The sequence below is a fragment of the Arthrobacter sp. MYb227 genome, assembly GCF_002975435.1.
In the GTDB taxonomy this organism is placed as follows: Bacteria; Actinomycetota; Actinomycetes; order Actinomycetales; family Micrococcaceae; genus Paeniglutamicibacter.
On record NZ_PCPT01000007.1, the window covers coordinates 46,319 to 61,063 of the forward strand.

At 54.3% G+C, this 14,745-nt stretch carries 11 protein-coding genes; 7 read left to right on the forward strand and 4 right to left on the reverse strand.

Annotation, left to right across the window (positions count from 1 at the left end; translation table 11 throughout):
* Positions 1 to 9: 9 nt before the first annotated feature.
* Complete coding sequence (gene rfbA, locus CQ018_RS13960) at positions 10 to 894, reverse strand: glucose-1-phosphate thymidylyltransferase RfbA (protein WP_105550624.1); 885 nt, start codon at positions 892 to 894, stop codon at positions 10 to 12.
* A gap of 56 nt (positions 895 to 950) precedes the next feature.
* Here rfbA and rfbB point away from each other — a divergent pair, with 56 nt between their 5' ends.
* Entirely contained in the window at positions 951 to 1,988 is a 1,038-nt protein-coding gene (gene rfbB / locus CQ018_RS13965) for a dTDP-glucose 4,6-dehydratase (protein ID WP_105550625.1), read from the forward strand.
* A complete protein-coding gene (locus tag CQ018_RS13970; RefSeq protein ID WP_105550626.1) occupies positions 1,985 to 3,385 on the forward strand; it encodes a sugar nucleotide-binding protein in 1,401 nt (466 codons plus the stop codon). The genes rfbB and CQ018_RS13970 overlap by 4 nt, the downstream gene beginning before the upstream one ends.
* On the opposite strand, the gene CQ018_RS13975 is transcribed toward CQ018_RS13970, so the two are convergent.
* From CQ018_RS13975 to CQ018_RS13985, 3 genes are read right to left on the reverse strand one after another with little or no spacing between them, the layout of a single operon-like run.
* On the reverse strand, positions 3,367 to 5,808 hold the full coding sequence (locus tag CQ018_RS13975; RefSeq protein WP_105550627.1) for a DUF3488 and transglutaminase-like domain-containing protein: 2,442 nt from the start codon (positions 5,806 to 5,808) through the stop codon (positions 3,367 to 3,369). The two genes, CQ018_RS13970 and CQ018_RS13975, sit on opposite strands and share 19 nt — an antisense overlap.
* Positions 5,805 to 7,229, reverse strand: coding sequence for a DUF58 domain-containing protein (locus CQ018_RS13980; RefSeq protein WP_105550628.1), 1,425 nt, complete (start codon positions 7,227 to 7,229; stop codon positions 5,805 to 5,807). Before CQ018_RS13980 ends, CQ018_RS13975 begins: the two co-directional genes overlap by 4 nt.
* Positions 7,230 to 7,250: 21 nt before the next feature.
* Complete coding sequence (locus CQ018_RS13985; protein WP_105550629.1) at positions 7,251 to 8,231, reverse strand: MoxR family ATPase; 981 nt, start codon at positions 8,229 to 8,231, stop codon at positions 7,251 to 7,253.
* Positions 8,232 to 8,405: 174 nt separating this feature from the next.
* Here CQ018_RS13985 and CQ018_RS13990 point away from each other — a divergent pair, with 174 nt between their 5' ends.
* The 5 genes from CQ018_RS13990 (at position 8,406) to CQ018_RS14010 (ending at position 14,621) form a co-directional block, all read left to right on the forward strand.
* Positions 8,406 to 9,374, forward strand: coding sequence for a TatD family hydrolase (locus CQ018_RS13990; protein WP_105550630.1), 969 nt, complete (start codon positions 8,406 to 8,408; stop codon positions 9,372 to 9,374).
* A gap of 321 nt (positions 9,375 to 9,695) precedes the next feature.
* The gene (locus tag CQ018_RS13995) at positions 9,696 to 10,829 is read left to right on the forward strand and encodes a transglycosylase family protein (RefSeq protein ID WP_308729194.1); all 1,134 of its coding nucleotides are present in this window, start codon (positions 9,696 to 9,698) and stop codon (positions 10,827 to 10,829) included.
* A gap of 146 nt (positions 10,830 to 10,975) precedes the next feature.
* Positions 10,976 to 11,857, forward strand: a complete 882-nt coding sequence (gene rsmA / locus CQ018_RS14000; protein WP_105550632.1) for a 16S rRNA (adenine(1518)-N(6)/adenine(1519)-N(6))-dimethyltransferase RsmA — start codon at positions 10,976 to 10,978, stop codon at positions 11,855 to 11,857.
* Positions 11,854 to 12,795, forward strand: coding sequence for a 4-(cytidine 5'-diphospho)-2-C-methyl-D-erythritol kinase (locus CQ018_RS14005; protein WP_105550633.1), 942 nt, complete (start codon positions 11,854 to 11,856; stop codon positions 12,793 to 12,795). The genes rsmA and CQ018_RS14005 overlap by 4 nt, the downstream gene beginning before the upstream one ends.
* A gap of 17 nt (positions 12,796 to 12,812) precedes the next feature.
* Positions 12,813 to 14,621: an ABC-F family ATP-binding cassette domain-containing protein gene (locus tag CQ018_RS14010; RefSeq protein ID WP_105550634.1), complete on the forward strand. Its 1,809-nt coding sequence runs from the start codon at positions 12,813 to 12,815 to the stop codon at positions 14,619 to 14,621.
* Positions 14,622 to 14,745 lie beyond the last annotated feature (124 nt).

Consider the following 14,745-nt stretch of genomic DNA (forward strand, 5'->3'; position numbering starts at 1 on the left):
GAACGGATGCTAGTGATAGGGGTCTTCAAACTTTTGTTCGAGCAACATCCGCAGGTAGGCACCATAGCCGCTCTTACCTAGTTTGGCGGCACGCGCCTCCAACGATTCATCATCGATGTAACCCTTGCGCCAAGCGATTTCTTCGGGGACACCAATTTTTAGTCCTTGACGGGCCTCGATAGTTCGCACAAAATTCGATGCATCATTGAGCGAATCAAAGGTTCCGGTATCCAGCCAGGCAGTCCCTCGGGCAAGCACGTTGACCCGCAAAGAACCCTCCTGAAGGTATTGGCGGTTAATATCGGTAATTTCGAGTTCTCCGCGAGCTGAGGGCCGTAGATTCCGTGCTCGTTCGACAACGCTGTTGTCATAGAAGTACAAGCCCGGAACCGCGTAATGACTTTTTGGCTGTTCGGGCTTTTCCTCAAGCGAGACTGCCTGACCCGCAGCATCGAACTCGACAACACCATATGCCCCGGGGTCCTTGACCCAATAACCAAAGATTGAGGCTCCGGCTTCGGAATGAAAATCGGCCAGCTGTGTTCCAAAACCTGGGCCATGGAAAATGTTGTCACCCAAGACCAACGCGATTGCCTCATTGCCAATATGCGATTCTCCGATCATGAACGCCTGAGCCAACCCATCGGGGGATTCTTGAACTGCATAGTCAAGATTGATCCCAAAGTCTGAGCCGTCGCCTAGAAGTCCCCGAAATTGTGGTGCATCGGATGGAGTGGTGATAACAAGAATGTCTTTGATTCCAGCAAGCATCAATGTGCTCAACGGATAATAAATCATGGGTTTGTCATAAACAGGTACTAGCTGTTTTGAAATCCCATACGTGATCGGATGTAGCCGCGATCCAGTTCCCCCAGCAAGAATGATCCCCCTCATAACGCCATAGTAGGCACACCTAGTCAAGAATAGGGAGGGGAGATAGCCTTTCAAATATGAAAAGAATCTTGGTAACTGGGGGTGCCGGATTCATTGGGGCGAACTTTGTGCGCTACCTACTCGAGCACTCCTCTGCACAGGTAGTCGTTCTCGATGCACTGACGTATGCAGGAAACCGTGAGTCCCTGAATGGATTACCCGAAGATCGGGTCGAGCTGTGTATTGGCTCAATTACCGATGCCAGCCTCGTCGATAGACTTGTCTCCGACTCCGACGCCGTTGTTCATTTTGCTGCAGAATCGCATAACGATAATTCCTTGCATGATCCGGCCCCTTTCCTTGAAACAAATATTCTGGGAACCTATATGCTCCTTGAAGCGGTTCGCCTGCACAATGTACGGTTCCACCACATCTCCACCGATGAGGTCTATGGGGATTTGGAGCTAGATGATCCGGCTCGATTTACCGAGACGACCCCATACAACCCCTCGAGCCCGTATTCTTCGACTAAGGCGGCTTCCGACCTCTTGGTGCGGGCTTGGGTGCGCTCATTTGGCGTACGCGCAACACTGAGTAATTGCTCGAACAACTATGGGCCATACCAACACGTTGAAAAGTTCATTCCACGGCAAATCACCAATATCCTCAATGGTGAAAAACCGAAGCTCTATGGATCGGGTAATAACGTCCGTGACTGGATCCATGTAGATGATCATTCATCGGCGGTGTGGCGCATCCTGCAACACGGGCAAATGGGCCGAACCTATCTCATCGGTGCCAATGGAGAAGAAAATAATCGGGTAGTGCTCGAAACCATCCTGGAACTCATGGGAAAAAATGCAAACGACTATGAGAAGGTTCCCGATCGGCCGGGGCACGATTTGCGTTACGCAATTGATGCAAGCCCACTACGCGTGGAACTTGGTTGGGTTCCGCAGCACGAAGATCTTGCCCAAGGGCTTTCAACAACGATTCAGTGGTACACGGAGAACCGCGCCTGGTGGGAACCTCTAAAACAGCAGACCGAAGCGCGCTATGAATCTCAAGAACGCGACAGAAAGCTAGAAGCGGTGAAGACCGTGGGCACCGCATGAACTCCTTAACGGTTCAAAAGACAAGTATTCCTGGCCTTTTACTGGTGCAACTACCGGTGTTTGAAGATGCTCGCGGATGGTTCAAAGAGAATTGGCAGCGAGAAAAAATGGTTGCTGCAGGGCTACCGGATTTTCGTCCGGTTCAAAACAACGTGTCATTCAATAAAATGCGGGGAACCACCCGCGGCATCCATGCTGAACCTTGGGATAAATACATTGCAGTTGTCGGGGGAGCGGTATTTGGCGCCTGGGTAGATCTACGCGCGGGAGAAAACTTCGGGACTCTCTATACCCATGAACTACGTGCCGGGCAAGCAATCTTCGTTCCACGAGGGGTGGGCAATGGATTCCAAACCCTTGAACCAGACACCGGGTACAGCTATCTAGTCACCGAACACTGGTCCGAACAAGCTAAAAACCAATACACCTTTGTAAATCTGGCCGACCAACGACTTGCCATCCCCTGGCCAGTGGACCTGCAACAAGCAACAATTTCCGAAGCGGATAAGAACCATCCGGATCTTGCAGCGGTAGTACCGATGAAAAAACGCAAGACATTAGTCCTCGGGGGCAATGGGCAGCTCGGCCGAGCGCTTGCAATAGCAGTTGCAGGTGACGAAGACTTTGAGTTTCTGACCCGGGAAGAATTTGACCTTTGCAATGCCCAAGATCTTGCCGATCTCGACTGGGCGGCGTATGAAACAGTAATTAATGCTGCGGCTTTTACCCAGGTTGATGTGGCGGAAACACCAGAAGGCCGAGAAAAAGCGTGGGAAGTTAACGTTCATGCCTTGAGCGAACTTACACAAAAATGCTCAAAGCATGGAATCACTTTGGTGCACATTTCAAGTGACTATGTTTTTGATGGACGAGAAAATTCTTATGCCGAAGATGCCCCAGTATGCCCCCTAGGTGTTTATGGGCAAACTAAGGCGGCAGGTGACAGCGTGGTCAAAGGGCTGTTGCGGCATTACATTTTCCGAACCAGCTGGGTCATTGGGGACGGGAGAAACTTCATAACAACAATGCACCGGCTTGCCGCGACAGGACTCGACCCCGAAGTGGTAAATGACCAGGTGGGAAGGCTTAGCTTTGCCACCGATATAGCCCGAGGAATCTTGCATGTGCTACACGCCGAGGCGCCCTTTGGAACCTATAATCTGACAAATGATGGGACACCCGTTTCGTGGGCAACGATAGCCAAAGAGACCTTTAAAATCTTGGGTTATAGCGAAGTCCGGGTGAAAGAAACGAGCACCTCCGAATATTTCAGCGAGCAAAGATTCTTCGCACCGCGCCCAGCCAACAGCGTGCTAAACCTAGCCAAAATCAAGGCAACCGGATTTAATCCACCCGATCACTTGGAACAGTTGAGAATCTACTTGGAGCCCAAATAATGAGCAGTTTCTAAGGGCTTAGGAGCAAACACCGACCGTGGCCATAAAACTGTACAGAGCCTTGAACCAAAGGACTGTTCTTTAGCCATGGCATGGCCAATATTTTCTAAGGCATCAGTGAGTTCTTGGGTAGTGAAGAGCTTTAGTGTGGTTTGGGAATAGTTTTGGTGTTCGTAGCTTGTTGCAAGCATCTGAAGATCGGCAGAAACCGTGGCGAAATGCTTGGCAAGACGGCGTGAATAATCACCTGCCGATTCATCTTGACGCATGGGTTTTGCATGATCGATACCCAATGCCACCAATTCGGCCCATGCGGCAGCTGCACCAGTTTCGCTCCCAAGCGTGCCAGGTTTTTCTATTGCCGAGATTCGAGTCGAACGTTGGATTCGACGCATCAGTAGCGGAACACCAGCAATGAGGACGATGGCTAGAGCACCGAGCCATGGCCAGGGGGAGACCGGTTCATCCGCCGAAGGTTGGTTTGTTGCGGCTCCCGACTGAGCGGAAGGGGACGTAGGAGCGCTTTGTTCCGAACGCTTGGCTGTGGGATTAGTTAGACGTGGATCTTCACCCTGGCTTGGGGTCGGCGCTGCCTGCGCCGGAGCGTAAGCCGGAGGCACTCCGCGGCCCGGAGTTGGCTCAAATGCTACCCACCCGGCCCCCGGGAAATAGAGCTCGGGCCAGGCATGAGCATTTCGTGAGGTCACGGAGAACTCGTTGAGTTTAGTTCCGGAACTGCTGGTCACGGAATCTCCGCTTGGATCTCCTGGTGAGTACCCGGTGACGATCCGACTTGGAATGTTTAACGTCCTAGCCATGAGCGCCATGGTTGAGGCGAAATGGATACAGTATCCCGATTTTTTCTCTAAGAAAGCAGCAATGACATCCATGCCGCTACCGTCATAACCGTCCTGAACCGGGGTTTTCTCGGAGTACGTGAATGCTTTAGAACGTAGGTAATCCTGTATGGCAACGGCTTGCTCGTATGCTGTAGCGTCCTCAACACCAGCGGTGGCCTTCTCGATGACAGTGTTTACAGATTTTGGTACGTTGTTGGGCAATTGCGAGTATTCGGGATTAACCGAATCAAAGTAGCCCTCGTCTAACTGTCGGCTGGCCTCATGCAGTGTTTGTGAAGTGATCTTAGGTTCTTGGCTTAAACCAATGAAGTCTTGCTCGGCAGATTGCCCCGGATTTTGTGTCAGGACGGTACTGGTATCGGGGATCCATTGCCAGTTCGAGGACAAACCCTCCACAGATGTTAGGTTCCCGGGAACCGGCAGCCAAGCACCGCGATACCTGTCGGTCACCACGCGCGTGATCACCGCGTGACTTTCGGAAATCATCGTGGGGAACATGGGCACCGGAAGACTTTCAGATACTGGAACCCGCAACAAAGAATCATCGGGTTTCCATTTGGTCCCCTCCAGATTGCCAATGACCGAGGTGCGCAAATACAAGGGGGATGTGGCATCCGTGTAGTAACGCAACACCTGGCCCGAGGAACTGCTGCGCAGATCATTACCTAAGGCGATCATTGGGTCAATATTGGTTGCCACATTGCCCCATGAAGGGCGGGTGCCTTCAACCAACATTCCCTTGCTGAAGCCGGGTACGATTCCTGGAAGCAGCAACATAGTGATCAAGGCGCCCACCAGCACCACAACACCCTGGATCATTGAGTTTCCGGGTTTAGCAGGGAGACGCACATGAAGCTTGGAACCGGAGCCTAAGGTTTCGACCTGCACGGGATGTCCATCGAGCTTAGGATGTACCACCTCAAGCCGACGTGCCGCAGCAAGAATGAACAAGAACCCCACGCCGGTGGTGGCGACGCTGCCAATGCCTGCGCCCTGCGGTTCGAAGAGCGAAGCGATGGTCAGGAACAGGGCTAAGGGAATCCCGGCTATGACAGGTGCACGCAACGTGAAAGCAAGAGTATCCACGGCCAAAGAGATAACCGCGGCCCAGATAGTCACGGAGAAGACTATGACCCCGGTACTTGGAACGGGCGGGACCTGGGAACCCATCTGGGTGTTGGCCAATTCCCACACCTGCAGGAGCGCCTGGTAAGTGGCCGAAGTGGGGATGAAACCCAGAAACGCGGTATTAGCGAAGAATAAAAAGGTCATTGTCAGGATTGCCGCAAGCAAACCCAACACCGGGGGCAGGAAACGTGGCACCACAAAATAGCGTGCGGTGTTTGTGACCAATAACAGCACGACCACCACGATGCCGACCTGAACCATCCACCCCCAATCACTGATGACTCCGTGGAGGCTAGCGGTTGCCGCCAGCACGGCAAATGCCGTGGCAGCGAAAGCGAAGAACGCCGAAATCCTCGATTTTCCAGAACGCAACGCGGTTGGGGATGATGGCGGTTCGGCCTGGGACCGCGCTCGGGTCAATGTTGAAGCACTCATACGGACCTGCCAATTTCTTCCCAGGCATCGGCGAGTGAGGTTTTGGGCGATACCGCAAGAGCACTCCACCCGACCTGCCTGAAACGGTCAATAATGGGCTGCGCATGTTCGGGTCGGTGAACAATCGAGAACACCATCACCTTGCGCTGGGCACCCACAGCATCGATCCACATATTTGCTGCGGCCAAAGGAATCTCACCCAAGAACAACACCAAGCGGTCCCCATCGGCACGCAACCGTGTCCTCATGGCGGTGCTCATTGAAGACGGCGAAGCCTGATCAATTCGATTACTGCTGTCTTCCAGCCCCAGGGCAGCCAATGCACCTTGCATTTCCTCTACTGCATGAGGACCCACAAAGACTTCCTCTCCGGTTTCGGAACCGGATGCCGAGATCTGGTTGATGGGCCTTGCTTGCTGATCCAGCACCTCCACACCAAAACCGGTGTTAGAAAGGTGCGCACCAATGGCCAGGGCAGCCTGCACCGCCCACTCAAAACGATGACTCGACTGCTTAGAAGGCGCGGTGTATTGAGGAATATCAATGCCCAGTTCGGCACCTACACCTTGTTGTAGAAATGCTGCCCGGGACCGGTCAAGGATGAGCAAGGCCCGCGGCGTGGCCCGATAGTCCTCTTGCCGGACCATGATTTCTCCACGCCTAGCTGTTGCCGGCCAGTGAATGCGCTGTATTGAGTCCCCATCACGATATTCGCGGGTCATGACATCGAAGGAGTCAGGGGTTAACCGCCGATTGGCACTTGCTTCGCCATGGGCTCCGCGCTCGCCGGGCATCGGACCAGGTTCCAGAATTTCTTTGATGGGCATGGCAACCAACGCACTTGGCCGATCCACCGAGGAAGGCCGAGTGGCTAAACCAAACACGTCTGTAACTTGGGCATTTACTGGCCCTATGGCGTAGATGCCGCGGGAAGCCAAACGAAGCCGATATTCATAAAGACTCTTAGAACCATCCCCACTGATCAACGCATGTGGTGTGGGGTAGGAAAATTGGGGTCCGTGCCCAAAATCTTGGGGCAGAGTGTCACTGAGTAAGAGCTGGCCAGGTGAGCGCCCTTGATGGGAGATGGTGAGCCGCACCCGCACCCCGGCACCGGTGGTTGCAACGTTTGGGTTAAAGGTGCGTGAAACGGCCAAAGATGAAGAGCCAAAGCGCAGCACGAAGGCAGCAAGAAGCGGCACAACAATGAGGAATAGGGCAATGGCCATGAGCTCCCGCCGACCCAACATCCAGGCACCCACTAGGGCGAGGATACCTGAAACAAAGATGCCCCACCCACGGGCAGTCAAGAAACCCAGGTGTATGCGTGCGCGTAAAGTCGCCGGTTCATCATCGATGGCCCAACGTGCTGTGTGAGGCGATTCTCGAAATTCGGCAGGTCCCGTTTCCAACTGGCTCATGGTCTGTAGCTATCTGCTGACTTAGCCGCGCGCCCCGGCGCGCACAGGTATGGCATTGAGGATCTGGGCAAGCACGGACTCGGCATTGCTACCGGAGGCCTCAGCCCGGCGATGCAAGATCAGGCGATGACCCAAAACATCTGTAGCAATCTTTCGTACATCTTCGGGCAACACAAAATCCCGTGCGTTGAGTGCGGCTTCGGCCTTGGCAGCGCGCAAAAGTTGCAAAAGAGAACGAGGTGAAGCGCCCAAACGTATATCGCTATGTTCCCGGGTCGCCCTGCCTAAAGACACAATGTATTCCTTGACAGGTTCGGAGACAAACACTGCTGCAACGGTTTTGATCAGCGTATGAAGCTGCGAAAGATCAAGCACCGGGCGCACAGCATCCAAGGGAGAAACCGATTGGTGGGTTTCGAGCATTGACATTTCGGCTGCTGCATCAGGGTAACCCATGGAAATTTTTGCCATGAATCTATCCCGTTGAGCCTCAGGTAGCGGAAAGGTTCCTTCGAGCTCAATGGGGTTCTGGGTAGCGATGACCATGAAAGGGCTTTCCAAGGTGTGGGTAATTCCATCGACGGTGACTTGGCCTTCCTCCATGCATTCGAGAAGGGCGGATTGGGTTTTTGCATTGGCTCGGTTAATTTCATCCCCGATCACTATGTGAGCAAAGACCGGACCAGGACGGAATTGAAACTCGTGGGTTTCCTGATTGAAAATTGAAACGCCGGTAACGTCCGAGGGTAATAAATCGGGGGTGAATTGAATCCTATGCACACTGCAATCAACGGTCTTCGCAAGCGTCTTGGCCAGCATTGTCTTGCCAACGCCAGGCACGTCCTCCAACAAAAGATGACCCTGGGCTAAGAGTACGATCAACGCCGTACGGGCAACCTCGGCTTTCCCATCGATCACCGTGGCAACGGCATTCAGGATGCCCTCACAGACACGACCAAACTCCTCCGCCGATAAAACCTGAGGTTCGGTGGATAGCGACATGCAATGCCCTCCTGAAATGGGAAGTGAAGTACTTATGAAATTCCTGCTTCAACGATACCGGCATAGTTATGCTGGAGATCACATTCCTCACCAAGCACTTCCCGTGGCCACGTAACCTAGTGAAGGTACACCGGGTTTGCACTAGACGGCAGCCCGGAAATCTGGAGGAGCGCAATGGCTATGGAACACGGCAGTCAACAACACCAGCTTGGGGATACCTTTGGTGTTCCCGAAGCTTACCTGCCCGTACTCGAGCTTGGCCCCGACGGAACCGAACTGACCCGCAGCACACAGGATGAGCGCGGTAAGAAACGTAACCTCTCTTACCCTTCGGCGCCCGAGCCGCTGCCCTTCAACGTTCCCGATAACCACACCCACATGGATTTTAAGGACGGAAAAATCGCGGTTACGGTGGCTCAAGCATTAGATGCCGCAAACGCCGTGGGTGTGCCAGGCGTCATCCAGGTGGGCTGCGATGTTGAATCCTCGGAGTTCGCGGTACGCGCTGCTCAGGAAGACTCCCGGGTCCTTGCTGCTGTTGCCATCCACCCGAACGACGCGGCACGTCTAGCGGCCACGGGAGAACTCGAAGCGGCACTGGCGGGAATTGAGGCGCTCGCCGGTCACGAGCGCGTGCGCGCCATAGGGGAAACCGGGCTCGATTATTTTCGGACCGGCGAAGAGGGCCGCCCAGCCCAGGAACATTCCTTCCGAGAACATATTCGTATGGCACGAGATCACGGTAAAGCACTGCAGATTCACGACCGTGATGCACATCTCGATGTTGTGCGTGTGCTCAAAGGCGAGCAGCTTCCTGAATACGTGGTTTTCCACTGTTTCTCGGGTGATGAGGAATTGGCCCGGATCTGTAATGAGCACGGATGGTATCTTTCATTTTCAGGAACCGTGACATTCAAGAATTCTAATGACTTGCGTGCTGCGTTATCGGTAGCCAGACCGGAATTATTACTTGTTGAAACGGATGCCCCATTTCTGACCCCGCATCCCTACCGGGGTCGACCCAATGCAAGCTACCTATTGCCACAGACGGTGCGATTTATGGCCGAACATCGAGGTATTGAGCTAGAAGAGTTCTGTCGATTGTTGGCAGCAAATACACAGCGCGTCTACGGAGACTTCTAGCCGATTTTTTATGCCAGAGTGGTCCGTGTCTCTTGCGGCCATATTACGATTCGGTTACGGTTGGTATTTAGTAGCCGGGATCGGGGAAGATTCCCGGGTGCTTTTGAAATCGTTCGCGGCCTCTAAAAACCGTTTTGTGGAGCTAGTACCTGAGCGACTTTCAGAAAGTACCTAATTCAGTGGACTCGCATTGGTATCTCTTCATGAATTGACCGAATCACCGGTCGTTTGGGGGGATACGTTGGGGCCTTGTTCATTTCCCCGTGCCTGGATCAACACAAAGTTTGGAATCCTGTGCAGAATGCCCTCAGAAATCGTTGGGTGAAAATCGGCGCGCAAGCAGCCGTCCTAACAGCTTTGATCCTCGGTCTTGTCACTTTTGTTGGTGGCGGAAAGACTGTTGCCGTTGCCATTGATGGTCAGAGCCAAAGCGTATCCACCCGCGCCGCGACAGTGGCAGATGTTCTGAAGGACTCGCAGATCGAGGTTGATAGCCTAGATGTGGTTTCCCCTGGGCTTGATGCTCCTATCGCTGATGGTGAAGCAATTGAGATCAAGCGCAACAAATCTGTCCAGGTAAACATTGATGGCGTGGATCGCGTTGTACACACCACGGGCCTGACGGTTGCCGATGTACTGAAGCAGCTCGACGTTGATGTGAAGAGCGATATCGCTCAGAGCGCTTCCGTGGAACTTGCCGCGTTGAGCACACCCATCGATATTTCGACTCCTAAGGCAGTTGAAATCAAGGTTGATGGTGAGACCAAGAAGCTGGAATCCACCTCGCCGACCGTCGCTGAAGTCCTGAATGAAGCAAAGATTAAACTCGGCAAGGATGACGAGCTAAACGTCAAGCCCGGCGATGCTATTACCGAGGGCATGGCTGTGAAGGTCACTCGCATCGAAACAAAGAAGGTCACCGAGACCGAGAAGATTTCGCATGAGACCAAGACCGTCAAGGATGCCAAGGCACTGGAAGGCACCAAGAAGACAGTCACTAAGGGTGTCGACGGAGAGCGTACGCTCACCTACACGGTGACATTGCGAGATGGCAAGGAAGTTTCTAAGGACCTGGACGACAAGACTGTCACGACCAAGGCAGTTACCGAAGAAATTTCGGTTGGTACCAAGGAAAAGCCAAAACCAGCCAAGGCAAAGACAAAGTCTGAAGCCAAATCGAGCAAGGTCACCAAGACTCCTTCTAGCGTCTCCGGTGCATGGGCCGCACTTGCCAAATGTGAGTCCGGTGGAAACTGGTCAATCAATACCGGCAACGGTTACTACGGTGGACTGCAGTTCAGCGCCAGCAGCTGGCGTGGCGCCGGTGGCGGAAAATACGCAGCATTGCCGCACCAAGCAACACCTGCTCAGCAGATCGCAACCGCAGAAAATCTGCGCAAAAGCGGTGGCTGGGGCCACTGGCCAGCATGCTCCAGCAAGCTGGGACTGCGCTAAATCGTTCTCGATTGAATTCTTCTTCGGCCTTAGGCCCAGAAAAATATTAAGCTAATACATCCGATGGGCTCCGCTTTTGTGGGGCCCATCGGAGTTTATGAGACGCATCGGTCTGCCGTGGCTGGTGCCTGAACTAAGATTGAACAGTGACTTCCGTAGAATCAACCCCGCCGCCGCTGCTAGGCGCCACCGAAATTCGTCGCCTCGCCGATGAACTCGACGTACGCCCCACCAAGACGTTGGGGCAAAACTTCGTTATTGACGGAAACACCATCCGCCGCATCGTGGCTGCCGCCAAACTTGATCCCAACGAAACAGTGCTCGAGGTTGGCCCCGGTCTAGGCTCGCTGACATTGGGTCTGCTCGATGCAGCAGCACGCGTTGTTGCCGTCGAGATTGACCCGAAGCTTGCCGCCCGGCTACCGCAGACCATCAAGGAATTCCGGCCGACAAAGGCCGAAAGTCTCACGGTAATTCTCTCCGACGCCATGAAGATCACCGAACTACCGCACGAACCTACCTCGCTTGTGGCAAATTTGCCTTACAACGTTGCAGTTCCCGTGGTGTTACACCTGCTGGAGCATTTCCCGTCCCTTCAGCGCGGGCTGGTCATGGTGCAAGATGAAGTTGCAGACCGCATGGCGGCAGGACCTGGCAATAAGACCTACGGAGTGCCCAGCGTCAAGGGTGCCTGGTACGGCACCATGCGTAAAGCTGGCGTCATTGGGATGAACGTCTTCTGGCCAGCACCCAAGATTAACTCTGGTCTTGTTGGCTTTGAACGCAGCGAACCACCCGTGACCACGGCAAGCCGCGAAGAAGTCTTTGCAGTCATCGATGCCGCATTTGCCCAGCGTCGCAAGACCCTGCGTGCTGCCCTGGCCGGATGGGCAGGCTCCCCGGTTTTGGCCGAAGCAGCGCTGGTAGCAGCCGGCATTGACCCACAAGCACGTGGTGAAAAGCTTGGAATTCTCGAATTTACTGCTATTGCGGAAGCCAAACAAAAGCTGGAAAACGGTTCGCAATGACTCGTACCATCACGGCCCGGGCACCGGGAAAGATCAACTGCTATTTCAAAGTTGGTCCACCCCGGGAAGATGGCTACCATTCGGTTGCCAGCCTTTATCTTGCGGTTTCCCTCTATGAGGATGTTGCCGCAACTGCGCGCGTTGACGACGAAATCCATGTCTCACTACACCAAGATTCAACGGCCGTTTCTGACCCCGAATCCTTCCCCTTGGGGCCAGATAACCTAGTGGTCAAGGCGGCAATGATGCTGCGCGAACACACCGGCCACTTTGCCGGGGTAGATCTTTGCATTACCAAGCGCGTCCCGATTGCCGGGGGCATGGGCGGCGGATCAGCTGATGCGGCTGCCACCCTTGTGGCCTGCAATGCGCTGTGGGGGACAGGACTGAACCGTGAAGAACTAGCAAGGCTCGGTGCTCGACTAGGCGCCGATGTTCCCTTCGCTCTACATGGAGGCGCTGCAGTAGGACTTGGGGTAGGAGACGAACTTGCCCCACTACTCTTGCGCGAGCGCACCGATTGGGTGCTGGTCCCGGCATCTTATGGGCTCTCAACACCACGTGTTTACGGAATGCTTGACAGGCTTCGTGCCAACGAGGACGTCAGCACCCCCACAGAAGTTAACCCGGCAATGGTTGGCGCACTCATGGATGCGGATCTTGAGGTGTTATCCGGGCTGCTTGTCAATGACATGACACGTGCAGCGCTGGCCTTGGCACCAGAACTTGGTGTGGTCCGTGACCTTGGTGAAGCTGCCGGAGCACTCCATGCTTTGGTATCAGGTTCCGGTCCCACCCTTGCACTTTTGGCCCGCAATGTGGCCCATGGTTCAGAAATCATGAACCAACTCGCGGACGAACCAGGTGTTGCAACCATTGCCGTCCATGGCCCGGTAAGCGGTGCCAGCATTTTACCTTCCACCGATTCAACCCTCTAGCTAGGAGCACCCCACCCGTGGCACACCTGCTTGGCGCCGAAAACGTTTCAATGGCCTTCGGCACCCGTACCGTTCTTGATTCCCTTTCCTTGGGGCTCGAGGACGGGGATCGCATAGGCATGGTCGGGCGCAACGGCGATGGTAAATCAACGCTGATGCGCCTACTTGCAGGACGCATCACCGCGGATTCGGGACGCGTGACCAAACGTGGAGACGTACGCGTTGCCTACCTTGACCAAACAGATGTGCTTGATGGGCAACTGACGGTCGGTGAAGCCATCGTTGGAGAAGCAGCGGACCACGAATGGGCATCAAACCCATTGGTTCGTGAGGTTATGGGCGGTCTTGTCGGTGAGGTTGACTGGCACGCCGAAGTTTCCTCACTCTCCGGTGGACAGAAACGCCGAGTAGCTTTGGCCAAGCTGTTGATCGGTGACCATGAGGTCATCATGCTCGATGAACCAACCAACCACCTTGATGTTGAGGGTGTTGCCTGGCTTGCAAAACACCTCAAGAATCGTTGGCGTGCAAACCAGAATGGTTTGCTGGTGGTGACTCACGACCGTTGGTTCCTCGATGAAATCTGTACTCGCACCTGGGAAGTCCACGACGGAACCGTTGATCCGTTTGACGGTGGTTATGCCGCCTATGTCTTGGCCCGCGCGGAGCGTGACCGCACCGCGGCCGTCGTAGAGAATAAGCGGGCACAACTGGTCAAGAAGGAACTTGCTTGGTTGCGCCGTGGAGCACCCGCACGTACAGCAAAACCTAAATTTCGTATCGAGGCAGCAAATACGCTGATTGCGGATGTACCGCAACCGCGTGACTCCGTGGCCCTGAACAAAATGGCAACAGCTCGCTTGGGCAAGGACGTGTTGGATCTTGAACATGTGAGCCTTGATTTCGGCACCGGTAAACCCCTATTCAACAACATCACCCTGCGTCTGGCACCGGGCGAGCGTATCGGCATCGTCGGTGTCAACGGAGCCGGCAAATCGACGCTGATGCGCCTGCTCAATGGTGAGGTCGAACCCACCAGCGGTGTGATCAAGCGCGGCAAGACGGTCAAGACCGCGATCCTGACCCAGGAGGTCAAGGAACTCGATGAGGTCGCCGACATGCGCCTGATCGAGGTCATCAAATCCGAGCGCGTGTCCTTCGAAGTTGGCGGCAAAGAAATCTCCGCCGGCCAGCTTGCCGAACAGCTTGGTTTTGGGACCGATAAGCAATGGACCCCGGTCAAGGAACTCTCCGGTGGTGAACGCCGCAGATTGCAGCTGCTACGTCTACTCATTGGCGAACCGAACGTGTTGATGCTTGATGAGCCCACCAACGACCTTGACACCGATACCTTGGCGGCAATCGAAGACATGCTCGATGGTTGGCCCGGAACCCTCGTGGTGGTCAGCCACGACCGTTACCTGCTCGAACGCGTCACCGATCATCAGATTGCATTGCTTGGCGACGGTAAGATCCGTGGTTTGCCCGGCGGTGTTGACCAGTACCTTGAGCTACGTGAAGGTGTCCAAAGCGGTGGCAATACAGGTGCACCGACGGATAAGAGCGGTAGTAGCCCGGTTGTGGGAAGCACAGGTCCAACCGAAGCCGAAAAGCGTGAGGCTCGCAAGGAATTGAACCGTGTTGAACGCCAAATGAGCAAGCTTGATACGCAGATCGCCAAGCTTCATACTCAGATGGCTACAGCCTCGGAAGCCATGAAGTTTGATGAGGTAGCTACTCTTAATGCAAAACTGCAGGAAATCGAATCTGAAAAGGAAGAACTCGAGATGACGTGGCTGGAGGCCGCCGAAATTTTGGGTGAATAAATAAGAGTTTCAAATCCGCTCAGCTACCTCATTCAGGGCACCGTCAAATAGCGAATTCTCCACCAAAAATATCCTATAGATGATATCCCTCTACCCAACTGGCCACCCAAGTGACAAGATAGCG

What these genes read in the sequence shown, in the direction of transcription:
- rfbA (WP_105550624.1), bottom strand. Translation starts at nt 894, where the DNA reads ATGAGGGGGATCATTCTTGCTGGGGGAACTGGATCGCGGCTACATCCG.
- rfbB (WP_105550625.1), top strand. Translation starts at nt 951, where the DNA reads ATGAAAAGAATCTTGGTAACTGGGGGTGCCGGATTCATTGGGGCGAAC.
- CQ018_RS13970 (WP_105550626.1), top strand. Translation starts at nt 1,985, where the DNA reads ATGAACTCCTTAACGGTTCAAAAGACAAGTATTCCTGGCCTTTTACTG.
- CQ018_RS13975 (WP_105550627.1), bottom strand. Translation starts at nt 5,808, where the DNA reads ATGAGTGCTTCAACATTGACCCGAGCGCGGTCCCAGGCCGAACCGCCA.
- CQ018_RS13980 (WP_105550628.1), bottom strand. Translation starts at nt 7,229, where the DNA reads ATGAGCCAGTTGGAAACGGGACCTGCCGAATTTCGAGAATCGCCTCAC.
- CQ018_RS13985 (WP_105550629.1), bottom strand. Translation starts at nt 8,231, where the DNA reads ATGTCGCTATCCACCGAACCTCAGGTTTTATCGGCGGAGGAGTTTGGT.
- CQ018_RS13990 (WP_105550630.1), top strand. Translation starts at nt 8,406, where the DNA reads ATGGCTATGGAACACGGCAGTCAACAACACCAGCTTGGGGATACCTTT.
- CQ018_RS14005 (WP_105550633.1), top strand. Translation starts at nt 11,854, where the DNA reads ATGACTCGTACCATCACGGCCCGGGCACCGGGAAAGATCAACTGCTAT.